This is a genomic window from Methylobacterium sp. HJ2, assembly GCF_056431005.1.
In genome coordinates this window covers 430,184-455,458 of record NZ_JBWJYM010000003.1, presented here as the reverse complement: position 1 = coordinate 455,458, position 25,275 = coordinate 430,184, and the positions used below count along the sequence as shown (strand labels likewise).

19 protein-coding genes and 2 tRNA genes are annotated in these 25,275 nt (G+C 69.8%); 6 read left to right on the top strand and 15 right to left on the bottom strand.

All coding sequences use genetic code 11. The features are described from left to right. The first annotated feature begins 25 nt into the window (after positions 1-25). The 3 genes from rplL to rpoC all read left to right on the top strand — a co-directional run bounded on the left by rplL (position 26) and on the right by rpoC (position 9,156). Positions 26-403 (top strand): 50S ribosomal protein L7/L12, encoded by a 378-nt coding sequence (rplL, locus tag ACS5RC_RS10670; protein ID WP_147897404.1) that lies wholly within the window; start codon positions 26-28, stop codon positions 401-403. 246 nt (positions 404-649) lie between these two features. After that, a complete protein-coding gene (rpoB, locus tag ACS5RC_RS10665; protein ID WP_478343824.1) occupies positions 650-4,777 on the top strand; it encodes a DNA-directed RNA polymerase subunit beta in 4,128 nt (1,375 codons plus the stop codon). A gap of 170 nt (positions 4,778-4,947) precedes the next feature. Beyond that, a complete protein-coding gene (rpoC, locus tag ACS5RC_RS10660; protein ID WP_478343823.1) occupies positions 4,948-9,156 on the top strand; it encodes a DNA-directed RNA polymerase subunit beta' in 4,209 nt (1,402 codons plus the stop codon). 62 nt (positions 9,157-9,218) lie between these two features. Here the strand turns inward: rpoC and ACS5RC_RS10655 are convergent, their stop codons facing one another. Genes ACS5RC_RS10655 through ACS5RC_RS10640 form a run of 4 tightly spaced genes read right to left on the bottom strand, consistent with a single transcriptional unit; the run spans position 9,219 to position 13,300 of the window. Then, the gene (locus ACS5RC_RS10655; protein ID WP_478343822.1) at positions 9,219-10,319 is read right to left on the bottom strand and encodes an ABC transporter permease; all 1,101 of its coding nucleotides are present in this window, start codon (positions 10,317-10,319) and stop codon (positions 9,219-9,221) included. Further along, positions 10,316-11,239 carry an ABC transporter permease gene (locus ACS5RC_RS10650; RefSeq protein WP_478343821.1) on the bottom strand — a complete coding sequence of 308 codons (924 nt, stop codon included), beginning with the start codon at positions 11,237-11,239 and terminating at the stop codon, positions 10,316-10,318. Before ACS5RC_RS10650 ends, ACS5RC_RS10655 begins: the two co-directional genes overlap by 4 nt. 31 nt (positions 11,240-11,270) lie before the next feature. Continuing rightward, positions 11,271-12,857 carry a peptide ABC transporter substrate-binding protein gene (locus tag ACS5RC_RS10645; protein ID WP_478343820.1) on the bottom strand — a complete coding sequence of 529 codons (1,587 nt, stop codon included), beginning with the start codon at positions 12,855-12,857 and terminating at the stop codon, positions 11,271-11,273. A 5-nt stretch (positions 12,858-12,862) separates the two neighbouring features. Beyond that, complete coding sequence (locus tag ACS5RC_RS10640; protein WP_478343819.1) at positions 12,863-13,300, bottom strand: GlcG/HbpS family heme-binding protein; 438 nt, start codon at positions 13,298-13,300, stop codon at positions 12,863-12,865. A gap of 60 nt (positions 13,301-13,360) precedes the next feature. Between ACS5RC_RS10640 and ACS5RC_RS10635 the strand changes: the two genes are divergently transcribed. Beyond that, entirely contained in the window at positions 13,361-14,485 is a 1,125-nt protein-coding gene (locus tag ACS5RC_RS10635; protein WP_478343818.1) for a hypothetical protein, read from the top strand. Between the two features lie 196 nt (positions 14,486-14,681). Further along, complete coding sequence (locus ACS5RC_RS10630; protein ID WP_478343817.1) at positions 14,682-14,954, top strand: hypothetical protein; 273 nt, start codon at positions 14,682-14,684, stop codon at positions 14,952-14,954. A 104-nt stretch (positions 14,955-15,058) separates the two neighbouring features. Here ACS5RC_RS10630 and ureG read toward each other — a convergent pair whose 3' ends face one another. The 11 genes from ureG to rocF form a co-directional block, all read right to left on the bottom strand. Beyond that, positions 15,059-15,673: an urease accessory protein UreG gene (ureG, locus tag ACS5RC_RS10625; RefSeq protein WP_478343816.1), complete on the bottom strand. Its 615-nt coding sequence runs from the start codon at positions 15,671-15,673 to the stop codon at positions 15,059-15,061. A 12-nt stretch (positions 15,674-15,685) separates the two neighbouring features. After that, a complete protein-coding gene (locus ACS5RC_RS10620) occupies positions 15,686-16,873 on the bottom strand; it encodes an aminotransferase class V-fold PLP-dependent enzyme (protein WP_478343815.1) in 1,188 nt (395 codons plus the stop codon). Next, positions 16,870-17,538 carry an urease accessory protein UreF gene (locus tag ACS5RC_RS10615; RefSeq protein ID WP_478343814.1) on the bottom strand — a complete coding sequence of 223 codons (669 nt, stop codon included), beginning with the start codon at positions 17,536-17,538 and terminating at the stop codon, positions 16,870-16,872. The genes ACS5RC_RS10620 and ACS5RC_RS10615 overlap by 4 nt, the downstream gene beginning before the upstream one ends. Continuing rightward, on the bottom strand, positions 17,531-18,034 hold the full coding sequence (locus ACS5RC_RS10610) for an urease accessory protein UreE (RefSeq protein ID WP_478343813.1): 504 nt from the start codon (positions 18,032-18,034) through the stop codon (positions 17,531-17,533). Before ACS5RC_RS10610 ends, ACS5RC_RS10615 begins: the two co-directional genes overlap by 8 nt. Before the next feature lie 20 nt (positions 18,035-18,054). Next, a complete protein-coding gene (ureC, locus tag ACS5RC_RS10605; RefSeq protein ID WP_478343812.1) occupies positions 18,055-19,782 on the bottom strand; it encodes an urease subunit alpha in 1,728 nt (575 codons plus the stop codon). A gap of 2 nt (positions 19,783-19,784) precedes the next feature. After that, positions 19,785-20,405: an urease subunit gamma gene (locus ACS5RC_RS10600; RefSeq protein ID WP_478343811.1), complete on the bottom strand. Its 621-nt coding sequence runs from the start codon at positions 20,403-20,405 to the stop codon at positions 19,785-19,787. A gap of 108 nt (positions 20,406-20,513) precedes the next feature. Continuing rightward, the gene (locus ACS5RC_RS10595; protein ID WP_478343810.1) at positions 20,514-21,041 is read right to left on the bottom strand and encodes a cupin domain-containing protein; all 528 of its coding nucleotides are present in this window, start codon (positions 21,039-21,041) and stop codon (positions 20,514-20,516) included. A 229-nt stretch (positions 21,042-21,270) separates the two neighbouring features. Next, positions 21,271-21,346, bottom strand: a tRNA-Asn gene (locus tag ACS5RC_RS10590). A gap of 196 nt (positions 21,347-21,542) precedes the next feature. Further along, positions 21,543-21,616, bottom strand: a tRNA-Cys gene (locus ACS5RC_RS10585). Positions 21,617-21,750: 134 nt separating this feature from the next. Further along, positions 21,751-22,620, bottom strand: a complete 870-nt coding sequence (locus ACS5RC_RS10580) for an urease accessory protein UreD (protein ID WP_478343809.1) — start codon at positions 22,618-22,620, stop codon at positions 21,751-21,753. Continuing rightward, positions 22,617-23,573, bottom strand: a complete 957-nt coding sequence (gene rocF, locus ACS5RC_RS10575) for an arginase (protein WP_478343808.1) — start codon at positions 23,571-23,573, stop codon at positions 22,617-22,619. Before rocF ends, ACS5RC_RS10580 begins: the two co-directional genes overlap by 4 nt. A 335-nt stretch (positions 23,574-23,908) precedes the next feature. On the opposite strand from rocF, the gene urtA reads away from it, so the two are divergent. Continuing rightward, the gene (urtA, locus tag ACS5RC_RS10570; protein ID WP_478343935.1) at positions 23,909-25,168 is read left to right on the top strand and encodes an urea ABC transporter substrate-binding protein; all 1,260 of its coding nucleotides are present in this window, start codon (positions 23,909-23,911) and stop codon (positions 25,166-25,168) included. Positions 25,169-25,275 lie beyond the last annotated feature (107 nt).

Genomic DNA, 25,275 nt, shown 5'->3' with positions numbered 1-25,275 from the left:
AAACCGATATCAAGGACAGTGAATCATGGCTGATCTTGCCAAGCTCGTCGACGACCTCTCGTCGCTGACCGTTCTCGAGGCCGCCGACCTCGCCAAGATGCTCGAAGAGAAGTGGGGCGTCTCGGCCGCTGCCGCCGTCGCCGTGGCCGCCGGCCCGGCCGCCGGTGGCGCTGCCGCCGCCGTCGAGGAGCAGACCGAGTTCACGGTCGTCCTCGCTGCTGCCGGCGACAAGAAGATCGAGGTCATCAAGGAGGTCCGCGCGATCACCGGCCTCGGCCTCAAGGAAGCCAAGGACCTCGTCGAGGGCGCTCCCAAGCCTGTCAAGGAGAGCGTCACCAAGGACGAGGCCGAGAAGCTCAAGGCCCAGCTCGAGAAGGCCGGCGCCAAGGTCGAGCTCAAGTAAGACCGCGATGGGCCGGAACGGGCCCGTCACTGCACGGCACGCTCCCCGGAGCTAGCCGTGACCGGAGCCCGCGGGTGTTCTCACCCGCGGGCTAAGGTCGCTTCAGGCGACCGGACGATCCTGGAACGGGTCGAGGCGGATTTCGGGTACGGGTGGCGCGGTCCGGCGGGGCGCGCGTCACGGCCTGGCGCGGGAGTGGCGAACAACTTCCCCGGGCAACCAGGACGCGGGTAGGAGCGAGGTCACATGGCCAACACGCTGGTCGGTCGCAAGCGCATTCGGAAGTTCTTCGGCAAGATCAAGGAAGTCGCCGAGATGCCGAACCTCATCGAGGTTCAGAAGGCGTCCTACGACCAGTTCCTGATGGTGGACGAGCCCGAGGGCGGCCGGGCCGACGAAGGCCTGCAGAGCGTGTTCAAGTCGGTGTTCCCGATCTCGGACTTCTCCTCGACGGCGCTGCTCGAGTTCGTGCGCTACACCTTCGAGCCGCCGAAATACGACGTGGACGAGTGCCGCCAGCGCGGCATCACCTTCGCGGCGCCGCTCAAGGTGACGCTGCGCCTGATTGTGTTCGATGTCGATCCCGACACCCAGGCGAAGTCCGTCAAGGACATCAAGGAGCAGGACGTCTACATGGGCGACATGCCCCTGATGACGGAGAACGGCACCTTCATCGTCAACGGCACCGAGCGCGTCATCGTCTCGCAGATGCACCGCTCGCCGGGCGTGTTCTTCGACCACGACAAGGGCAAGACGCACTCGTCGGGCAAGCTGCTGTTCGCCGCGCGCATCATCCCCTACCGGGGCTCCTGGCTCGACGTCGAGTTCGACGCCAAGGACATCGTGCACGTGCGCATCGACCGGAAGCGCAAGCTGCCGGTGACCTCCCTGCTGTTCGCCCTCGGGCTGGACGGCGAGGAGATCCTCGCGACCTTCTACAACAGCGTCACGTACGACCGCGACGGCGCCGACTGGCGCGTGCCGTTCGACGCCGAGCGCCTGAAGGGCTTCAAGGCCTCGGTGGATCTCATCGATGCCGATTCCGGCGAGGTCGTGCTCGAGGCCGGCAAGAAGCTCAACGCCCGCAACGCCCGCCAGATCACCGAGAAGGGGACCAAGTTCCTCAAGGCCACCGACGAGGACCTGATCGGCCAGTACGTTGCCGAGGACCTCGTCAACGGCAAGACCGGCGAGATCTGGGCCGAGGCCGGCGAGGAGATCACCGAGAAGCTGCTCAAGGCTCTCGACGATGTCGGCGTCGCCGAGCTGCCGGTGCTCGACATCGACCACGTCAACGTCGGTCCCTACATCCGCAACACCCTCGCCGTGGACAAGAATTCCAGCCGCGAGGGCGCGCTGTTCGATATCTACCGGGTCATGCGCCCGGGCGAGCCGCCGACGCTCGAGACCGCCGAGGCGATGTTCCACTCGCTGTTCTTCGATTCCGAGCGCTACGACCTGTCCGCGGTCGGCCGCGTGAAGATGAACATGCGCCTCGACCTCGACGCCGCCGACACCGTGCGCACCCTGCGCAAGGAGGACATGCTGGCGGTCGTCAAGGCGCTGGTGGAGCTGCGTGACGGCAAGGGCGAGATCGACGACATCGACCACCTCGGCAACCGCCGGGTGCGCTCGGTCGGCGAGCTGATGGAGAATCAGTACCGCCTCGGCCTGCTCCGCATGGAGCGCGCCATCCGCGAGCGCATGAGCCAGGTCGACATCGACACGGTGATGCCGCAGGACCTGATCAACGCGAAGCCCGCGGCCGCCGCGGTGCGCGAGTTCTTCGGCTCGTCGCAGCTGTCGCAGTTCATGGACCAGACCAACCCGCTCTCCGAGGTGACGCACAAGCGCCGCCTGTCGGCGCTCGGCCCAGGCGGTCTGACCCGCGAGCGCGCCGGCTTCGAGGTGCGCGACGTGCACCCGACCCATTACGGCCGGATCTGCCCGATCGAGACGCCGGAAGGCCCGAACATCGGCCTGATCAACTCGCTCGCCACCTTCGCGCGGGTGAACAAGTACGGCTTCATCGAGACCCCCTTCCGGCGGGTGAAGGACGGCGTCGTCACCACGGACGTGGCCTACCTGTCGGCGATGGAGGAGGCGAAGTACTACGTCGCCCAGGCCAACGCCCAGATGGACGAGAACTTCAAGCTGACGGAGGACCTCGTGGTCTGCCGTCGCGCCGGCGAGGTGATCGTGGTCGGCCCCGAGCGGGTCGATCTCATGGACGTGTCCCCGAAGCAGCTCGTGTCGGTGGCCGCGGCGCTGATCCCGTTCCTCGAGAACGACGACGCCAACCGCGCCCTGATGGGCTCGAACATGCAGCGCCAGGCGGTGCCGCTCGTTCGCGCCGACGCGCCGTTCGTCGGCACCGGCATGGAGGCCGTGGTCGCGCGCGATTCGGGCGCCGCCATCGCCGCGCGCCGCACCGGCATCGTCGATCAGGTGGATGCCACCCGTATCGTCATCCGGGCCACCGAGGAGGCCGACGCCAACAAGCCCGGCGTCGACATCTACCGCCTGCAGAAGTTCCAGCGCTCCAACCAGTCGACCTGCATCACGCAGAAGCCGCTGGTGCGCGTCGGCGAGCCGGTGCGGAAGGGCGAGATCATCGCCGACGGTCCGTCCACCGAGTTCGGCGAGCTGGCGCTCGGCCGGAACGTGCTCGTCGCGTTCATGCCGTGGAACGGCTACAACTTCGAGGACTCGATCCTGCTCTCCGAGCGGATCGTGAAGGATGACGTGTTCACCTCGATCCACATCGAGGAGTTCGAGGTGATGGCCCGCGACACCAAGCTCGGGCCGGAGGAGATCACCCGCGACATCCCGAACGTCTCGGAGGAGGCGCTCAAGAACCTCGACGAGGCCGGCATCGTCTATATCGGTGCCGAGGTGCATGCGGGCGACATCCTCGTCGGCAAGATCACCCCGAAGGGCGAGAGCCCGATGACGCCGGAGGAGAAGCTCCTGCGCGCCATCTTCGGCGAGAAGGCCTCGGACGTGCGCGACACCTCGCTGCGGGTGCCGCCGGGCGTCACCGGCACGATCGTCGAGGTGCGGGTGTTCAACCGCCACGGCGTCGACAAGGACGAGCGCGCCCAGGCCATCGAGCGCGAGGAGATCGAGCGCCTCGCCAAGGACCGCGACGACGAGCAGGCGATCCTCGATCGCAACACCTACGCGCGCCTCTCGGACCTGCTGATCGGCCAGGCGCCGATCGCCGGCCCGAAGGGCTTCCGCAAGGACACCACCCTCTCGCGCGAGCTGATCAACGAGTATCCGCGCTCGCAATGGTGGCAGTTCGCGGTCGTCGACGACCGTCTCATGACCGAGATGGAGGCGATGCAGAAGCAATACGACGAGTCGAAGAAGCGCCTTGAGCAGCGCTTCCTCGACAAGGTCGAGAAGCTGCAGCGCGGCGACGAGCTGCCGCCCGGCGTCATGAAGATGGTCAAGGTCTTCGTGGCGGTGAAGCGCAAGATCCAGCCCGGCGACAAGATGGCCGGTCGCCACGGCAACAAGGGCGTGGTCTCGCGGATCGTGCCGATCGAGGACATGCCGTTCCTGGAGGACGGGACGCATGCCGACATCGTGCTGAACCCGCTCGGCGTGCCCTCGCGCATGAACGTCGGACAGATCCTGGAGACCCATCTCGGCTGGGCGGCTGCGGGCCTTGGCCGCAAGGTCGCCAAGGCGGTGGATGCCTATCTGAAAAACCAGGACATCGCGCCGCTGCGCCAGGAGATGGAGGCGATCTACTCACCCTCCGAACTCGCCGGGCTCTCCGACGAGGATCTGGCGGAGGCGGGCAACAACGTCCGTCGCGGCGTGCCGATGGCGACCCCGGTGTTCAACGGCGCCAAGGAAGCCGACATCGAGACGATGCTGGAGATGGCCGGGCTCGACCGCTCGGCGCAATCGACGCTCTACGACGGGCGTACGGGCGAGCCTTTCGACCGCAAGGTGACGATGGGCTACATCTACATGCTGAAGCTGCACCACCTCGTGGACGACAAGATCCACGCCCGCTCGATCGGCCCGTACTCGCTGGTCACCCAGCAGCCGCTCGGCGGAAAGGCGCAGTTCGGCGGACAGCGCTTCGGCGAGATGGAGGTCTGGGCGCTGGAGGCCTACGGCGCGGCCTACACGCTGCAGGAGATGCTCACGGTGAAGTCGGACGACGTGGCCGGCCGCACCAAGGTCTACGAGGCGATCGTCCGCGGCGACGACACCTTTGAGGCCGGCATCCCCGAGTCCTTCAACGTGCTCGTCAAGGAGATGCGCTCGCTCGGCCTCAACGTCGAGCTCACCTCCTCGAAGCAGCAGGCGGCCAACGACCAGCTCGAGCCGCCGGCCGACGCGGCCGAGTAGGACCACACCTCCCGTGCCGGCGCCTCGCGCGTCGGCACGGTCCGAGCGGGGAGGGGCGGAGCCTCCCGGAACGTGAGATGACGGCCAGCGGCGCCTCGGGAGGGCGCCGCGCCGAGGTTTGAGTACGCGGCAGCGCAGGCGCGGCGCAGCCCGTCAACAAGGAGCGGATCATGAACCAAGAGGTCATGAACCTTTTCAACCAGCAGGCCCAGCCTCAGAGCTTCGACCAGATCAAGATCTCGATCTCGTCGCCCGAGAAGATTCTCTCGTGGTCCTACGGTGAGATCAAGAAGCCCGAGACGATCAACTACCGGACCTTCAAGCCCGAGCGCGACGGCCTGTTCTGCGCGCGCATCTTCGGGCCCATCAAGGATTACGAGTGCTTGTGCGGCAAGTACAAGCGCATGAAGTACAAGGGCGTCATCTGCGAGAAGTGCGGCGTCGAGGTCACCCTGGCGCGCGTGCGGCGCGACCGCATGGGCCATATCGAGCTGGCCGCGCCCGTCGCCCACATCTGGTTCCTGAAGTCGCTGCCCTCGCGCATCGGCCTTCTGCTCGACATGGCCCTCAAGGACCTCGAGCGGATCCTCTACTTCGAGTCCTACTGCGTCATCGAGCCGGGCCTCACCCCCCTCAAGGAGCGCCAGCTCCTGTCGGAGGAGGAGTACCTGCGCGCCCAGGAGGAGTACGGCGAGGATTCCTTCACGGCGATGATCGGCGCCGAGGCCATCCGGCGCATCCTGCAGGAGCTCGACCTCGACAAGATCGCCAACGATCTGCGCGAGGAGATCGCCGTCACGACCTCGGAGCTGAAGCCCAAGAAGCTCTTGAAGCGCCTCAAGATCATCGAGGCGTTCCAGATGTCGGGCAACCGTCCCGAGTGGATGATCCTGACCGTGGTGCCGGTGATCCCGCCGGACCTGCGCCCGCTCGTCCCCCTAGACGGCGGCCGCTTCGCCACGTCCGATCTCAACGACCTCTACCGCCGCGTCATCAACCGCAACAACCGCCTGAAGCGGCTGATCGAGCTGCGCGCGCCCGACATCATCATCCGCAACGAGAAGCGCATGCTTCAGGAGGCGGTGGATGCGCTGTTCGACAACGGCCGCCGCGGCCGCGTCATCACGGGCGCCAACAAGCGCCCGCTGAAGTCGCTCGCCGACATGCTGAAGGGCAAGCAGGGCCGCTTCCGCCAGAACCTGCTCGGCAAGCGCGTCGACTATTCGGGCCGCTCGGTCATCGTGGTCGGTCCGGAACTGAAGCTGCACCAGTGCGGCCTGCCGAAGAAGATGGCGCTGGAGCTGTTCAAGCCCTTCATCTACGCGCGCCTCGACGCCAAGGGCTTCTCGGCCACCGTCAAGCAGGCCAAGAAGCTCGTCGAGAAGGAGAAGCCCGAGGTCTGGGATATCCTCGATGAGGTCATCCGCGAGCATCCCGTGATGCTCAACCGGGCGCCGACGCTCCACCGCCTGGGCATCCAGGCCTTCGAGCCGAAGCTGATCGAGGGCAAGGCGATCCAGCTGCACCCGCTGGTCTGCGCCGCGTTCAACGCCGACTTCGATGGCGACCAGATGGCCGTGCACGTTCCCCTGAGCCTCGAGGCTCAGCTGGAGGCGCGCGTCCTGATGATGTCGACGAACAACATCCTGCACCCGGCCAATGGTCAGCCGATCATCGTGCCGTCGCAGGACATCGTGCTCGGCCTCTACTACCTGTCGATCGTCGGCGAGGGCCTGATCGGCGCGTTCGACGCGACCAACAAGACCAACCCGATGCAGGGCGTCTACGGCAGCATCGGCGAGCTGGAGCACGCGCTCGCGGCGGGCGCGGTGAAGCTGCACTCCAAGATCAAGTGGCGCTGGACCGGCATCGGCCCGGACAACAAGCCCCTGACCAAGACCTACGACACCACCCCGGGCCGCGTGATCCTGTCGGGCGCGCTGCCGAAGCACGCCAAGGTGCCCTTCGACGTCGTCAACAAGCTGATGACCAAGAAGGAGATCTCGGCGATGATCGACACCGTCTACCGCCACTGCGGTCAGAAGGAGTCGGTGATCTTCTGCGACCGCATCATGGGGCTGGGCTTCACCCACGCGTTCAAGGCCGGCATCTCGTTCGGCAAGGACGACATGGTGGTGCCCGACAACAAGTGGACCATCGTCGACGCGACCCGCACGCTCGTGAAGGATTACGAGCAGCAGTACAACGACGGCCTGATCACCCAGGGTGAGAAGTACAACAAGGTCGTCGACGCCTGGGCGAAGTGCTCCGACAAGCTGGCCCAGGAGATGATGGGCCGGATCTCGTCGGTGCAGAAGGACGAGAACGGCGCCGACAAGCAGGTCAACTCGATCTACATGATGAGCCACTCCGGTGCGCGCGGTTCGCCGGCGCAGATGAAGCAGCTCGCGGCCATGCGCGGCCTGATGGCCAAGCCGTCCGGCGAGATCATCGAGACGCCGATCATCTCGAACTTCAAGGAAGGCCTCGACGTTCTCGAGTACTTCAACTCGACCCACGGCGCCCGCAAAGGTCTCGCCGACACCGCGCTCAAGACCGCGAATTCCGGCTACCTGACCCGCCGCCTCGTCGACGTGGCCCAGGACGCCGTGATCCGCGAGGTCGATTGCGGCACGACGAACGGCATCCGCATGCGCGCCATCGTGGATGCCGGTCAGGTCGTCGCGACCCTGGCCACCCGCATCCTCGGCCGCGCCACGGCGGAGGATCTGGTCGCCCAGGACGGCACCGTGATCGTCAAGACCAATGAGACGATCGAGGAGAAGCACCTGCCGGCCATCACGGCCGCGGGCATCCAGGAGGTGAAGATCCGCTCGGTGCTGGTCTGCGCCACGAAGAGCGGCGTCTGCGCCACCTGCTACGGGCGCGACCTCGCCCGCGGCACGCCCGTCAACATGGGCGAGGCCGTCGGCGTCATCGCGGCGCAGTCGATCGGCGAGCCGGGCACCCAGCTCACCATGCGCACCTTCCACATCGGCGGTGCGGCCCAGATCGCGGATTCGTCCTTCATCGAGTCGAGCTTCGAAGGCACGATCAAGATCCGCAACCGGGCGCTGGCGAAGAACTCGGACGGCGATCTCGTCGCCACCGGGCGCAACGTGGCGGTGGTGATCGTCGGCTCCGACGGGGCCGAGCGGGCCGTGCACCGGCTCCAGTACGGCGCGCGCGTGCGCGTCGACGAAGGTGACAAGATCAAGCGCGGGCAGCGGATCGCCGAGTGGGATCCCTACACCCGTCCGATCCTCACCGAAGTCGACGGCATCGTGGCCTATGAGGACCTGTACGACGGCCAGTCCATCACCGAGACGGCGGACGAGTCGACGGGCATCTCCAAGCGCGTCGTCATCGACTGGCGCGGCTCGGCCCGGACCTCGGACCTCAAGCCCGCGATGGTGATCACGGATCAGGACGGCAAGCCGATCAAGCTGCCGCGCGGATCCGAGGCCCGCTACCTGCTGCCGGTCGACGCCATCATCGGCTACGACCCGGGCAGCACGGTGAAGGCCGGCGACATCCTCGCCCGCGTCTCGACCGACTCGGCCAAGACCCGCGACATCACCGGCGGTCTGCCGCGGGTGGCGGAGCTGTTCGAGGCGCGTCGTCCCAAGGACGCGGCGATCATCGCCGAGAAGTCCGGCACCATCCAGTTCGGCCGCGACTACAAGAACAAGCGTCGGCTGACGCTGACGCCGCACGACGGTTCGGAGGCGGTCGAGTACCTGATCCCCAAGGGCAAGCACATCCACTTGCAGGACGGGGACGTGGTGGAACTCGGCGACTACATCGTCGACGGCAACCCGGCGCCGCACGACATCCTGGCGATCAAGGGCGTGGAGGAGCTTGCCGCCTACCTCGTCAACGAGATCCAGGAGGTCTACCGGCTCCAGGGCGTGTCCATCAACGACAAGCACATCGAGGTGATCGTCCGGCAGATGCTGCAGAAGGTCGAGGTGACCGATGGCGGCGATTCGGACATCATCACGGGCGACCAGATCGACCGCACCGAGCTGACCGACATCAACGAGAAGCTGTTGTCGGAGGGCAAGAAGCCGGTCGTCGGCGTGCCGGTGCTGCTCGGCATCACCAAGGCCTCGCTGCAGACGAAGTCGTTCATCTCGGCGGCCTCGTTCCAGGAGACCACCCGCGTCCTCACGGAGGCGGCGGTCAACGGCAAGGTCGACACGCTGGAGGGCCTCAAGGAGAACGTCATCGTCGGCTCGCTCATCCCGGCGGGCACGGGCTCGATGGTCGCCGACATCCGCGCCGTTGCGCGGCGTCGCGACAAGATGATCCTGCAGCAGAAGCAGACCGACAGCGGCGTCGGCCTCGAGAACCTTCCGCCGGCAGCCGCGGAGTAATCCCGCGGCACGATTGACGAGATGAAGGGCGGTCCCCGGCGGGGCCGCCCTTTTTCGTGCCGTCAGCCGCTCCGCGGATCGGCGGCGTCGGCGAGGCGGTCGCCCAGGGTGTTGAGGGCGATCAGCGTGGCGACGAGGAAGCCGGCGGGCGCGGCGAGCATATGCGGCGCCGATTCGATCGACCGCGCGCCCTCGGCCACCAGCACGCCCCAACTCGTCTGCGGCTCCTGCACGCCGAGGCCGAGGAAGGACAGGAAGCTCTCCAGCAGGATCACCCGCGGTACCAGCAGCGTCGCCGCCACGATGATCGGCGAGAGCGCGTTCGGCACGATGTGGCGCACGAGGATCGTGCGCGTGCGCAGGCCCATCGCCTCGGCGGCACGCACGAAGTCGCGCCGCCGCAGGGACAGGGCCTGCCCCCGGACGATCCGGGCCATGTCGAGCCATTCGACCGAGGCGATGGCGACGAGGATCAGCCCGAGGCCGGGGCGAAAGAACACCACCAGGACGATGACCAGGAAGACGAAGGGCAGCGCGTAGAGGATGTCGACGAGGCGCATCATCGCCGCATCGACCGCGCCGCCGGCGAACCCCGCCACGGCGCCGTAGGCGACGCCGATCAGCAGGGCGACGAGGGTCGCAACCAGCCCGATCAGCAGGGACACCCGGCCAGCGACGAGGCTGCGGCTCAGAAGGTCGCGTCCGTGCACGTCGGTGCCGAGGAGGAAGTGGAGGCGCCGCACCGGTACGGCGAGGACGAGGCGCCGCCCGTCCGCGGAGGCCTCCGTCACCGTCGGGGCGCCGAACAGGTCGGAGCGGGGCAGATAGACGAGGCTTCGTCGGTCGATCGGGGTCTCGGAGACGAGGACGAGCCGGAGCGTCCGGCCCGAGATCTCCGCGCCCTCCACCCCGGCGCGCATGCGGAAGGCGAGCCGGTCGAGAGCCGGACGCAGCCGGTCCGCATCCGGCTGCGCCGCGAGGCCGGCCCCGAGCTGGCGCAGGTCCGGGTAGGACCGCTCGGGCGCGTGCCCGGTGAGCGCCGGACCGATCAGGCAGGCGAGCGTCACCGCGGCCAGCACGAGGAGGGCGCCGAGCGCGTAGCGATCCCCGAGGAGGCGGCGTCCGAGCCGGCCGGGCGCGGGACCACGCGGCGCGCCGCTCACGCGGAGATCCGCAGGCGCGGATCGGCCCAGGCGGCGACGAGATCGGAGAGCAGGTTCAGGGCGATTACGAAGGTGCCGACCAGCACCACCGTGCCCATCACCAGCGTGTAGTCACGGTTGAGCGCGCCCTCGACGAAGTAGCGGCCGATCCCCGGCAGACCGAAGATCGTCTCCACCACCACCGATCCCGTGAGGAGGCCGGTGGCGAGCGGACCGGCCAGCGCGATCACGGGCAGGAGCGCGCCGCGCAGGGCGTGGCGCAGCACCCGGGCCGGCGGCAGCCCGAGGCTGCGCATGGTCCGCACCGGCTGCGCCCGCAGGGCCTCGGCGAGGGAGGCCCGGGTGAGGCGCGCGATCGCCCCGGCCTGGGGCAGGGCGAGGGTGAAGACCGGCAGGACCAGATGGGCGGGCGCGCCGCCGTTCCAGCCGCCGAGCGGCAGCCAGCCGAGCGCCAGCCCGAAGGCGATCTGCAGCAGCGGCGCGACGACGAAGCTCGGGAGCGACAGGCCGAGGGCCGCGACGAGCCCGACCGCGCGGTCGACCGGGCCGCCCTGGCGAAGTGCCGCGAGCGTACCGAACCCGATGCCGAGCGCCAGCGCCAGGACTAGCGCGAGGCCGCCCAGCGTCAGGGAGACCGGCAGGCCGCGGCGCAGCAGATCGGCGACGCCGAGGTCGCGGTAGGAGAAGGAGGGCCCGAGATCGCCCTGCGCGAGCGCCGCGAGATAGTGGCCGAACTGCACGACGAGGGGCTGATCGAGCCCGTAGACGCGGCGCAGGTTCTCCATCGCCGCCGGAGCCAGGGGGCGCTCCAGGTCGAACGGGCCGCCCGGCGCTAGCCGCATCAGGAAGAAGCTCGCGGCCACGACGGCCACGAGGGTCGGGACCGCCTGGAGCAGACGGCGCAGGATCAGGCCGGGCATGGGGCCGCCGAGAGGATCATGGCGCGCCGGGTCATGCGTCGAGGCTCAGGAAGCGCGTCGGGGCGGCGTTGCGCAGGTTCGGGATGTAGCCGTGCAAGCGCGGGCTGATCAGCGCCTTCGAGCGGGTGTGCATCACCGGGATCCAGGGCAGGTCGCGCATGAGGAGGCTCTCCGCGCGGTAGAGCAGGCCGGCACGCGCCGCGACGTCGGGCTCGGCGGCGGCCGCGTCGAGGAGAGCGTCGTAATCCGGGTTGGCGTAGCGGCCGGGGTTCATGCCGTCGTTGCCCGAGCGCAGCAGGAACAGGAAGTTCTGCGGGTCCGAGTAGTCGGCGATCCAGGACATCCGGGCGACGTCGAAATCGCCGCCATCGCGCAGATAGGCGAAATGCGTCTTGGCGTCGGTATAGATGAAGCGGGTCTCGATGCCGAGGTCGCGCCACATCTCGGCCAGCGCCACCGCGGTGTTGCGGTTGTTGTCGGTGGTGTTGAAGCGGTACTCGATCCGCAGGCTCCGCCCCGGCCCGAACCCGGCCTCGGCGAGCAGGCGGCGCGCCTCCTCCTCGTGGTCGATCGGCAGGCCTTCGCGCCCCGGCGTCTCGGGCGGCCGACGGTAATTGTCGAGGCCCGGCGGGCAGAGCGAGTAGGCCGGGCTCATCGTGCCGCCCCACAGGGCCTCGGCGAGGTATGGGCGGTCGATCGCCAGCGAGAGCGCGCGTCGGACCCGCACGTCGTCGAAGGGCGGCTTCCGGCTGTTCACGGCGAGCGCGTAGACGCCGAGCGACGGGCCCAGCACGACCTGAGCGCCGAAGCGGGCCCGCAGCGAGGCCATCTGATCGCCCGGCAGGTCGGCCAGCGAGTCGATCTCCCCGGCGGCGTAGCGGCGGACCGCGCTCGACAGGTCCGGCGTCGGCAGGAAGGCGACCTCCGGGATGCTGACCTCGGCCCGCGCGTGGTAATGCGGATTGCGCTCCAGGATGATGCGGTCGTTCGGCACCCGGTCGCGCAGGCGGTAGGGTCCGTTCGAGACGAGATTGCCGGGGCGGGTGAAGGCGTCGCCGTAACGCTCGACCGTGGGCGCATGGACCGGTAGGGCGGTCTGGTGGGTAAGCAGTTCGAGGATGTAGGGGGTCGGCTGATCGAGCCCGAGCAGGAGGGTGCGGGGGTCGGGCGCGGCGACGCCGAGATCTTCGGACGGGCGGTCACCGCGATTGACCGCAGCGGCGTTGCGGATCGGATAGAGCACCTCGGCGTACTTCGCCGCCGTCTCCGGCCGAAGGATCCGGCGCAGCGCGTAGACGAAGGCCTGCGCCTCAACCGGCTCGCCGTTCGACCAACGCGCGTCGCCGCGCAGCCGGAAGGTATAGGTCCGGCGATCCGCGGAGATCGTCCAGCTCTCGGCCATTCCGGGGATGATCGCGCCGGCATTGTCGTAGGTCAGGAGCCCCTCGAACAGGTCGCGCAGGATATGCGCCTCGGCGACCGTGGAGGAGCGGTGCGGATCGAGGGTCTCGGGATCCGCGTCGTTGCCGCGGCGGTAGAGGGCGGCGGCCGAGGCCCGCGCGGGAGCCGGGAACGCGCAGAGCGCCGCCGCCCCGCCCAGCCAGTCGCGGCGGCGCATGCGCGTCAGGCGCCGGTCTCGCCGACGAGGCCGGCCGCCTCGATCCCCGCGAGCGCGCAGATCTCGTCGTTGTCGGAGGTATCGCCCGAGATGCCAACCGCGCCGAGCAGCCGGCCGTCGGCCGCGCGGATCAGCACACCGCCCGGCACCGGAACGAGGCCGGCCGGACCCGCGAGGGCGCCGGCGGCCGCGACGAAATAGGCCTGCGCCTCGGCCCGCGCATGGATCGCCCGGGAACCGATCCCGAGAGCCAGGGCCCCGTTCGCCTTGCCGGCCGCAATCTCGGCGCGGCGCAGGGCGGTGCCGTCCTCCACTTGGACACATTTCAGAGATCCACGGGCGTCATAGACGACGACGGCGAGCGGCTTCAGGCCGCGTGCCCGCGCCGCCTCCAGGGCGGTCGCGACGATGGTCCGGGCAGCGGCGAGCGTTAGGTCGATCATCGTCACACTTCGAGGGGAAAGGGGCGGCGGGGAAGACCCAGAATGGGCGGAGGAAGCGGAATGCGTCGAGCGATCATCCATATCGGAATGCCCCGGACGGGGTCCACCTCCCTGCAGGAGGTGCTCGCCGGGCTGCGGCCCCGCCTGGCGGAGGCCGGCCTGCTCTATCCCGAACTCGCCCCGCCGGGCGCGCATCCCGACGCGGATGTGAACCACCAGCCTCTGGGCGAGGCCCTCGACGGACGGCGCGGCCCTGGCGAGCGCGCGGCGATCCTGGCACGGCTCGACACGGCCCTGCGCGACACGCAGGCCGACACGGTGATCCTCTCCTACGAGGATTTCTCGGTGCAGCGGCCGCGCTTCCGCGTGCCCGAGACGCTGCGGGAGATGCTCGCGCGGCGCGGCTTCGCTCTCGAGGTCCTGATGATGGTCAAGCCGCCCTGCGGCTTCCTGAACTCGGCCTACGCGCATCGCGCCCAGCTCGTGCGGGAGACGCGAAGCTTCCGCGACTACCTGCGCGGGCACTGGCGTTCCGGGCGCCTCGACTACCGCGCCTTGGTCGCGCCGTGGGCCGAGGCCGCGGACGGCCGCGTCACGGCGGTGCCGCTTGCCGACCGGCGCTCGGAGGCGCCGCTCGTCGGCCGCGCCTTCGCGGCGCTGGGTCTCGCGAGCCGCCTCGCCCCGCTGATCGGAGCGGGCGCGCTCTCCTACGCGACGAACCGGAGTTCCGGTCCGATCGCCGTCGAGGCCTCGCGCCGGCTGCGGCTCCTCGGGGCGCATCGGCAGGCGGCGGGCCATCCCCGCAGGATCGGCCACGCCCTCGATCAGGCGGCCTGGGCGCGCGGGCTCGACCCGGAGCCGTTCCGCGGCGACGCGCCCGAGTATCACGGCCGGATCGACGACTGGACCTACCAAAGCCGTGAGCGCTTCGCCCGCTTGGCCTGGGGCACGAGCTGGGACGCGGTGGTCGCGCCGGCGCGCGCGGCCGTCCCGAACGAGTGGGCCGGCCGGCCGATCCCCGGCGAGGTCGAGGCGCAGATCGCCGCGTTGGTGCAGGAGACGATGCACCGGTTCGGCTTCCGAGCGAAACCGCCGCTCATCAGCCGCCCGGCCGACCGCTTGGAGCGAGCCGCGCAGGAACTCCTCCGCCTCACCGGGCTCGAGAGTCGCTGGCGGATCTGCTGAGCGCGGGTGCGAGGGCCCGCGTCCCGCGCCGAGCATCCCCCAAACCCGACGCCTCGACGGCGACGGTTATGGCTCCGCCAAAGCATAGAGGAGGAGGGTATAACCGGGTCGGCTCGACCCTGGATCTGAACTTTCTGCGTTCTGCGGACGTTGGACCCCCATCGGAAACGCTCGCAAGGACAGAATAATGCGATTCATGACAGCTGCCGCCGCCGCCTCGCTCGTGCTGGCTCTCTCCAGTGGTGCCTGGGCCCAGGGTGCTCCGGGTGGCAACGGATCCGGCGGCAACGTTGCGGGCGGTTCGACCACCAGCTCGTCCGCAGCCGATACGGCGGCCCGCGGCGCCACCACCGGCTCGACCGTGACGACCGGTCCCTCGACGGGCACCACGGCGCCGGGCGCCGCCGGCATGCGCGGCCCGGGCACGACGGGCGCCCCGACCGGCACGGGCGGGACCGTCGGGCGCTAAGCCCCCCGGTCACCACGCAAACCCGATGGCCCCCGGGCGGGCCATCACCATGACCAGAACGGCCACCGGGTTCTATGGACCCGGTGGCCGTTTCACGTCTGCGCCTACGCCAGGCCGCCGGCCGTCTCGATGAAGCGCGCGACGGTGTCGGCACCCGCGCCGTCCCGCAACGAGGCGAAGACGTAGGGACGATCACCGCGCATCCGCTTCGTGTCGGATTCCATCACCCCGAGATCGGCGCCGACAAGGGGTGCGAGATCAGTCTTGTTCACGATGAGCAGATCCGAGCGCGTGATACCGGGACCGCCCTTGCGGGGGATCTTCTCGCCACCCGCGACGTCGATGACGTACAGCGTGATGTCGGCGAGTTCCGGCGAGAACGTCGCCGCGAGATTGTCGCCGCCGGATTCGATCAGCACCACGTCGAGCTTCGGGAAGCGGCGGCGCATCTCGGCCACCGCCGCGAGGTTGATCGAGGCGTCCTCGCGGATCGCCGTGTGGGGGCAGCCGCCGGTCTCGACACCCATGATGCGCTCTTCCGGCAGTGCGCCGGCCACCGTGAGGATCCGGGCATCCTCCTTGGTGTAGATGTCGTTGGTGATGGCGCAGATCTCGTAGCGGTCGCGGAAGCGCTTGCAGAGCTGCTCCATCAGGGCGGTCTTACCCGAGCCGACCGGGCCGCCGATGCCGACGCGCAGGGGTCCGTTATGCGATGTCATGGGCGCGTCTCCTCAGGCCGCGAGCCGGGTCAGGACGTCCAGCGTGCGGGCGATCTCGTCCTCGGAATTGTAGGCGTGCGGCGAGAGCCGCACGAGGGGCGGCAACGTCCGCGCCTCCGCGTCGAGGGGGGCAGCGGCGTGAAGCGACAGCCCGGAGGCGATGCCGGCCTCGGCGAGCGCCGCCCGGATCGACTCGGCCGCGTGGTTGGCCAGGGTCAGCGTCACCAGGCTCGCCGGATCGGGCCCGGCATCGTGGGTGCGGCCCCCCGGCAGCGCGGCGATGCCCGCGCGCAGCCGGCGCGACAGAGCGGTGCAGCGCGCCGCGATCCGCTCGAGCCCAAGGTCGAGGGCGTAATCCACGGCAACGCCGAGGCCGAGGCGGGCGGCGTGGCCGTGTTCGTAGGTCTCGAAGCGGCGCGCGTCGGGGCGCAGGCGGTAGCCGCCGGCGCCGTCGAGGGGCGCCCCGAAATGGTCGAGCATCGCCGGCTCGAGCCGGTCGAGCCAGACGCGCCGCACGTAGAGGAACCCGGTGCCGCGCGGTCCGCGCAGGAACTTGCGGCCGGTCGCCACGAGCATGTCGCATCCGAACTCCGCGACGTCGACCGGGCGCTGGCCGACCATCTGGCAGGCGTCGAGCAGGAACGGCACGCCGTGGGCTCGGGCGAGGCGTCCGATCTCCGCCACGGGGTTGACCAGCCCGCCATTCGACGGGATCGCCGTCGCGGCGATCAGCCGAACGTCGGCGTCGATCAGGCCGGCGAGCGCCGCCACGTCGATGCGGCCGTCCGGGTCGCACGGGATCACCTGGATCCGCGCGCCGGTCGCCCGCTCGACCTGGCGCAGGGCGACGAGGTTGGCGCCGAACTCCGTGCGGCCGACCAGCAGGCGCTGGCCCGGCCGGAGCGTGCGGGCCAGCGCGTAGAACGCCATCTGCCACGCCCGCGTCGCGCTCTCGGCCAGGGCGATCTCGTCGCGCACCGCCCCGATCAGGCGGGCCACGCTCGCGTAGACGGCGGCGAGGCGCGTCGCCTCGCGCTCGGCCGCACCGTGGCCGCCATGGGCCGCCTCCAGGTCGAGATAGGCCTTCACGGCCTCGACCACGGGCGCGGGCATCAGCGCGGCGCCGGCATTGTTGAGGTGGATGCCGTGCCGGACGCCCGGCGTCTCGGAGCGCAGGCGGGCGAGGTCGAGCCCGCTCACGACCGGAAGATCCGCGAATACTGGGTCTCGTGCCGGAACGAGCCGAGATCGAGCCGGAACGTCGCCGAGCCGAGCGCGTCGAGGCCGAGGGAGCCGACCGCCTCCGCCAGCGCCTCGACCTCCGGCACGAGGCCGGCGATCACCCGCGTGCCCGCGGCCTGTCCCACCGGCGCGGCGCGGAGGGCGGCCGAGACGAGATTCTGGACGAAGGCGAGGCCGTAGGCGGCGCGCGCCGAGCCCGCCGCGATGCCGTGCGCGCCCGCAGCCGCCCCGACCGCGACCGGGTAGGCCACCGCGCCGGGAAGGATCGCGCCGATGGCGGCGAGCGCGGCGCAGGGCCAGGCGCCGAGGGTGGCGTCGAGGAAGCTGCGGCCCTGCTGGCTCGTCTCCAGATGGAGTTCCCGCGAGGGCGCCAGCGCCAGGGCGAGGTCGTTCACCTCGGCGAGCATCGCCGCATCCGCGACGGCACCGTGGGCGTGGCCGAGCAGGATCAGGTCGTTGCGCAGGCTGCCGCGCGCCACGACATCGGCGAGCCATGCGGCGAGGCCTGCCTCGTCGCGGACGTCGCCCGCCTCCACCGCCCATTCGAGCCCGTGCGAGTAGGCGTAGGCGCCCACCGGATAGCCCGGAGACAGCCACGCCATCAGGCGCAGGGCATCACGCATGGGGGTGCGGATGGGGATGCGGGTGCGGGTGATCGTGCCCGTGATGCCCGTGCTGGCCCGGCTCGCCCGCGTAGGCCCCGCCTTCCGGATGGAACGGGCGCATCACCGGCTCGGCGCTGCCGCCGAGGCCGCGCACCATCTCGGCCAGCACGTGGTCGGCCCCGATATAGACCGCCTCCTCGCCGATCTCGGCCGGGATGTGCCGGTTGCCGATGTGCCAGATCAGGCGCTTCAGGGCGTGCGCGCTCGGAGCGCGGATCTCCAGCAGGCGCTCGGGCGCGGCCTCGACCCAGACGAGGCGCCCGTCCTCCAGCACCAGCGCATCGCCGTCGTCGAGGCGGGCGGGCTGGGCCAGATCGAGCAGGAAGGCGAGCCCGCCCACACCCCGCATGGCGACGCGGCGGCGATGGCGGTCACCGTGATCGAGCACGACGCGGTCGACGATCTCGCCGCCCGCGAGGGCGTCGCGGCGGAGGAGGCGGGTTGCGCGGATCATGGAACTCGGGGGATCGACGGTCAGAACAGGAAATAGCGCTGCGCCATCGGCAGCAATTCGGCCGGCTCGCAGACCAGGAGCTCGCCGTCGGCGCGCACGTCGTAGGTCTCGGGGTCGACCTCGATCACCGGCGTGGCGTCGTTGAGCACCATGCTCTTCTTGGAGATGCCGCCGCGCACGTTCTCCACCGCCACCAGCTGCTTCTGGACGCCCAGCCGCTCGCGCAGGCCGTCCTCGACGGCGGCCTTCGACACGAAGGTCAGCGCCGTGGCAAAGGGCGCCCGGCCGTAGGCGCCGAACATCGGGCGGTAATGCACCGGCTGGGGCGTCGGGATGGAGGCGTTCGGGTCGCCCATCGGGGCGGCGGCGATCATCCCGCCCTTGAGCACGAGATCGGGCTTCACCCCGAAGAAGGCCGGCGTCCAGAGCACCAAGTCGGCGAGCTTGCCGGGCTCCACCGAGCCGATGTGGCGCGAGACGCCGTGAGCGATGGCCGGGTTGATCGTGTACTTGGCGACGTAGCGGCGGGCGCGCAGGTTGTCGGTGCCGGAGGCGTCGCCCGCGAGCGCGCCGCGCTGGCGCTTCATCTTGTCGGCGGTCTGCCACGTGCGGATTACGACCTCGCCGACCCGGCCCATCGCCTGGCTGTCCGAGGACATCATCGAGAGCGCGCCGAGATCGTGCAGGATGTCCTCGGCGGCGATGGTCTCCTTGCGGATCCGGCTCTCCGCGAAGGCGAGGTCCTCGGGGATCGACGGGTCGAGGTGGTGGCACACCATCAGCATGTCGAGATGCTCGTCGATGGTGTTGCGCGTGTAGGGCCGCGTCGGGTTGGTGGAGGAGGGCAGCACGTGAGCGAGCCCCGCCACCTTGATGATGTCCGGCGCGTGCCCCCCGCCCGCGCCCTCGGTGTGGAAGGCGTGGATGGTGCGGCCCGCGAAGGCCGCGATGGTGTCCTCGACGAAGCCGGACTCGTTCAGCGTATCGGTGTGGATCATCACCTGCACATCGTGGGCGTCGGCCACCGTCAGGCAGGTATCGATCGCCTGGGGCGTGGTGCCCCAATCCTCGTGCAGCTTGAGCGCGCAGGCCCCGGCCCGCACCATCTCGATCAGGCTCTCGGGACGGGAGGCGTTGCCCTTGCCCGCGAAGGCGAGGTTCATCGGAAAACCGTCCGCCGCCTCGATCATCCGGGCGATGTGCCAGGGTCCGGGGGTGCAGGTGGTGGCGAAGGTGCCGTGCGCCGGCCCCGTGCCGCCGCCGAGCATCGTGGTGATGCCGGAGCACAGGGCCTCCTCGATCTGCTGCGGGCAGATGAAGTGGATGTGGCTGTCGAAGCCCCCGGCCGTGAGGATCTTGCCCTCGCCCGCGATCACCTCCGTGCCCGGCCCGACCACGATGTCGACGCCCGGCTGCACGTCCGGGTTGCCGGCCTTGCCCAGCCGCACGATCCGGCCGCCGGTGAGTCCGACGTCGCACTTCACCACGCCCCAATGGTCGAGCACCACCGCGTTGGTGATCACGGTGTCGACGGCGCCGTCCCGGTTCGTCACCTGCGACTGGCCCATGCCGTCACGGATGACCTTGCCGCCGCCGAACTTCACCTCCTCGCCGTAGGTGGTGAGATCGCGCTCGACGGTGATCTCCAGGCTGGTGTCGGCGAGCCGGATGCGATCGCCGGTGGTGGGACCGAACATGTCGGCGTAGGCGGCGCGCGGCAGGCTCGCGGGCTTGGGGGAGTTGGCCATGATCAGAGCGCGCCCATCACGTCGCCGCGGAAGCCGTAGACCGTGCGCCCGCCGGACAGCGGCACCAGGGTCACCTCCCGCGTCGAGCCCGGCTCGAAGCGCACCGCCGTGCCCGGCGCGATGTCGAGGCGCTGGCCCCGCGCCTTCTCACGCTCGAAGACGAGGCCCGGATTGACCTCGAAGAAGTGGTAGTGCGACCCGACCTGGATCGGGCGGTCGCCGGTATTGGCCACCGCGAGCACCGTGCGCTCCGCTCCGGCGTTGAAGACGATCTCGCCGGGCAGCGTCGTCACGGTGCCGGGGACATCGGCCGAGGCCGGCCCGCGGATCGGGTGATGCACGGTGACGAGCTTCGTGCCGTCCGGGAAGGTCGCCTCGACCTGGATGTCGTGGATCATCTCGGGAATCCCCTCCATCACCTGGTCGGCGGTGAGGACGCTGGCGCCGGCCTGCATCAGCTCGGCCACCGTGCGGCCGTCGCGGGCGCCCTCGACGACGTAATCGGTGATGAGCGCCACCGCCTCCGGATGATTGAGCTTCACGCCGCGGGCCAGCCGGTTGCGTGCCACCTGCGCGGCCATGGCGACGAGGAGCTTGTCCTTCTCGCGGGGTGTCAGGAGCACGCGGAACCTCGCCTGTCGGTGCGGAAGCGAGGCCGCAGCAAGGATCATGCACGGCACCGGGTCAAGCCTGTCCCGGCGCGGACGAGCCAGCGCGACGCGGCGGACGGCTCAGGGGTGCCCGTGGATCGGGTCGACCCAGTAGACCGCCTCCGGCTGCTCCACCGGCGCGATGTCGGGCAGGTTGACCACCACCGCCTCGTTGTCGGAGCGCACCAGCACGCAGTGCAGGGGCTCGCCCGGCGAGGCGTTGATCTCCTGATGCGGCACGTAGGGCGGCACGAAGATGAAATCGCCGGGCCCCGCCTCGGCCACGTATTCGAGCCGCTCGCCCCAGCGCATCCGGGCGCGGCCGGAGACCACGTAGATCACGCTCTCGAGCGCGCCGTGATGATGCACCCCGGTCTTCGCATCCGGCGCGATCGCGACGGTGCCGGCCCAGATCTTCTGCGCGCCGACGCGGGCGGCGTTGATCGCGGCCTGCCGGAACATGCCGGGCGTCTGCGCGGTGTTGGGGTCGAGCCGGTCGCCCGGGATCACCCGCACGCCGTCATGCTTCCAGCGCTCCGCGGCCGGCATCGCATGCGGGTGGTCGGGCGCATGATCGGTGGGGCCGTGGTCGTCGCCGCTGTCGTGCATGTCCGAACTCCCGCTCGGCCCCGTTATCGCACGGCGTCGCGCGCTTCGGGAGATGCGGACGGAGAGCACCTCGCTCCGACACGGCAAGGCGATAGACCGAGCGCAGGCTCGGCGCGACGGCGGCACGAGGGAGACCGGGGATGGTGCCGAAACGCCGTATCGCGGACGGCGCGAAGCGCGTGGCGGAGCGGACGTCGGGATGTCGGATGGCGGGGCCCTGGTGGGCCGATGGCTCCCCGAGTAGGACTCGAACCTACGACAAGGCGATTAACAGTCGCCTGCTCTACCAACTGAGCTATCGGGGATCACGGCCGGGTGTCTACACAGGCCCGCCGCGGCTGGCAAGCGCTGATTTGCCCGCTTCTCCGGTGTGTGACGCATGCGTCACAACGGTGTCACGGAGTGGCGGGACAGGTCTCGGTTCGACGCACCGAAACCCGGCTGCGGACACAGGGCCGGCCGGGTTCTCGGGTGCTTTATCGACGCTGAGATGTGTAAGCTTGGAGGCCTCGCCCGGAATCGAACCGGGGTGCAAGGATTTGCAGTCCTCTGCGTAACCACTCCGCCACGAGGCCGTCCGGCATGGCCGGCCCGAAGGGCTGCCGATGCGATCCCCAGAGCCGGGCGGCCGGATCGGGGGTGGCGGGTCTCTAGCAGAGGAGGATGTCGGAGGGCAACGGGCCGGGCGGTGTTTTCCGCACGGGGCCGGTCAGCTCTGCCAGACCCGGGGCAGGGGGATCCCGCGATAGCCGTCGAGGAAGCGCGCGGCGAGGCTGCGGAGCGAGCCGATTCCGCGGGCGACCATGCGGATCGCGAGGTGGCCGTTCCAGGCGCTGGCGCCGTATGACACGCCGTCGAGGCCGGCACCGGCCGCATCGAGACGGGCGCGCGCCTCCTCCAGACGGCCCTCGGCGCCGGGTGCGCAATCCAGCAGGGTGGCGCAGGCGCCGCAGCCGCCGCCGATCGCGGGTCGCGCCAAGAGGGTGGCGAGGTCGCCGTCGAGCCGCAGGGTGTCGGCCAGGACGAGCCGGCCCGCCCGGCGCACCCGCCAAGCATCCTCGAACAGGCCGGCTCCCAGCACCTCGCCATGCGCGGCACGCCCGAAGGCGACGGCCTCGAACACCACGAGCGCCGCGTCCGGGGCGAGATCGGCCGTGAAGCTGCGTCGCACCCGGGCGCGGTCGAACAGGATGGTCTCCTGCGGCAGCCACGCGAGGCGCGCCCCCGCGGCCAGGGCGACGCGGTTCTCGATCCGGCAGACGGGTCCGTCCGAGCGGTAGAGCTTCTCGGCAGCCGTGCTGGTGAAGCAGAGGCGCGCACCCCGCTCCAGCGCGATCTCCACGGTGAAGGCATCGCCGCAGGCGACTCCGCCCGCGGTGTTGACCAGGATCGCCTCGGTCTCCTCGCCGCCGTGGCGGCGCGGGAAGCGCAGGCGCAGCGGGCCCGACTCGGCGAGGTCGCGCAATTCCGCCGCGCCGCCGCCGTCCGGAGCGCCGACCCGGAGCGCGATGCGGCCGACTGAGCGCTGGCGCTCGGGCGCCTTCACCTCCGCTCGGGCGATCGGCGGCACGGCGTTCACGGCTGGGTGCGCCCGCTGCCCGGAACGGCCTCGATCGGCGGGGTCGGACGGTCGAGGATGCGGCGCCCGAACAGGCTCGCGACCAGCTCGACCAGCACGCGGGCGCTGCGACCGCGCTCATCGAGGAACGGGTTGAGCTCGACCACGTCGAGGGAACGGACCAGCCCGGAATCGTGCAGCATCTCCATGATGAGATGGGCCTCCCGGAAGGTCGCCCCGCCCGGCACGGTGGTGCCGACCCCGGGCGCGATCGAGGGGTCGAGGAAGTCCACGTCCAGGCTGACATGCAGGTGACCGCCAGCCGATTCGACGCGCTCGAGGATGCGCCGCAGGGGCGCCACGACGCCGAACTCGTCGATGTGGCGCATGTCGGTCACGCCGACGCGCCGGGCGCTGACCAGAGCACGCTCGCCGGCATCGATCGAGCGCAGGCCGAACAGGTCGATCCGCTCCGGGTCGAGCGGCGCGCGGGCCGGATCGGCGAACAGGCCGTCGAAGCCCGGCTCACCGCAGAGTGCGGCGAGCGGCATGCCGTGGAGATTGCCGGAGGGGGAGGTCTCCGGCGTGTTGAAGTCGGCATGGGCATCGAGCCAGAGCACGAACAGCGGGCGTCCCTCGCGCGCGCAGTGCCGCATCGCGCCCTCGACCGAGCCGAGGGACAGGCTGTGGTCGCCGCCGAGCACCGCCGGCAGGGACCCCGCCGCCAGCGCCGCCTCGACGGCCCGCGATAGGACGCCGGTCCAGGCCGCGACGGCCGGCAGGCCGCGGGCATCGGCCGGACCGTCGGGCGTGAGGTCGCCCTCGTCTCGCACCACGTGGCCGAGATCGCGCAGGATCCGGACGAGCCCGGCCGTGCGCAGGGCGGCCGGGCCCATCAGCGCGCCAGCCTCGCTCGTGCCGACCTCGATCGGCGCCCCGATGAGCGCGATCGTGCTCTCCGAGACTTTATTCATCGTGGGACTTTCTCGCGACGTACGGGCTGGCGCGGCCAGAGCCGTTAGCAGAGGCCTCACTGGAAAGCGACGCTCTCAGGCGCAAGCCCGTTCGACTTCGACGGCACGGCGGATTCGCCAGGATCACCGAAGCGTCTGCCTATTAGATAGGCATATTTGCATCGCACTGCTCCCTGCCGATGCAGGCGCGTCATCAGACGCACGGCACTGCTCAAACAGGAGCCTGCCACGGCTGCGGCATCATGGCATGCGGCTTGCTCAAGCGCCGAGCTGAGCCGCGGTAAACGCGGCCGGGGAGCCGCATCATGATACGTTTGAAGACCTGGGCATCCGCCATGGCGCTGTCCGGAGGCCTGGCGATCGCCGCGCTGGGTGTGAGCGCCGCCCGCGCGCAGGAGACCATCAAGGTCGGCATCCTGCACTCGCTCTCGGGCACGATGGCGATTTCCGAGACGACGCTCAAGGACGCGATGCTCATGCTCATCGCGGAGCAGAACAAGAAGGGCGGCCTGCTCGGCAAGAAGCTCGAGCCCGTTGTGGTCGATCCAGCGTCGAACTGGCCGCTCTTCGCCGAGAAGGCCCGCGAGCTGATCGCCAAGGACAAGGTTTCGGCGGTGTTCGGCTGCTGGACCAGCGTGTCGCGCAAGTCCGTGCTGCCGGTGTTCAAGGAGCTGAACTCGATCCTGTTCTACCCGGTCCAGTACGAGGGCGAGGAGAGCGAGCGGAACGTGTTCTACACGGGCGCCGCGCCGAACCAGCAGGCGATCCCGGCCGTCGATTACCTGATGCGCGAGGAGAAGGTCGAGCGCTGGGTGCTGGAAGGGACCGACTACGTCTACCCGCGCACCACCAACAAGATCCTCGAGGCCTATCTGCAGTCGAAGGGCGTGAAGCCCGAGGACATCTCGATCAACTACACCCCGTTCGGCCAGTCGGATTGGCAGACGCGCGTCTCGGCCATCAAATCCTTCGGCTCGGCCGGCAAGAAGACGGCCGTCGTCTCGACCATCAACGGCGATGCCAACGTGCCGTTCTACAAGGAACTCGCGAACCAGGGCATCAAGGCGACGGATATCCCCGTCGTCGCGTTCTCGGTCGGTGAGGAGGAGCTCGCCGGCATCGACACCAAGCCGCTGCTCGGCCATCTCGCGGCGTGGAACTACTTCATGTCGATCGATACGCCTGAGAACAAGGCCTTCATCGACCAGTGGCAGGCTTTCACCAAGAACCCGAAGCGCGTCACCAACGACCCGATGGAGGCCCACTACATCGGCTTCAACATGTGGGTGAAGGCGGTCGAGAAAGCCGGCAGCACCGACCCCGACAAGGTCATCGCCGCGCTGCCGGGCATCGAGCAGAAGAACCTCACCGGCGGCACCGCCAAGATGCTGCCCAACCACCACATCACCAAGCCCGTCTTCATCGGCGAGATCAAGGACGATGGCCAGTTCGACGTCGTCTACAAGACCGACAGCCTGATTCCCGGCGAGGCCTGGTCGAAGCAGCTCGAAGGATCCAAGGACCTCGAGGCCGATTGGGTGAAGCTCAATTGCGGCAACTACAACACCAAGACCAAGAAGTGCGGCGGCGCCTGAGGCGCCCCGTCACGGCGACGGCCCGGAGCGAACGGGTCGTCGCCTCTCTGTTGCCATGCCGCGCGGCGGAGCAACCGGTTCGGCGGGCGCGCTGAGCCCGATCGGTT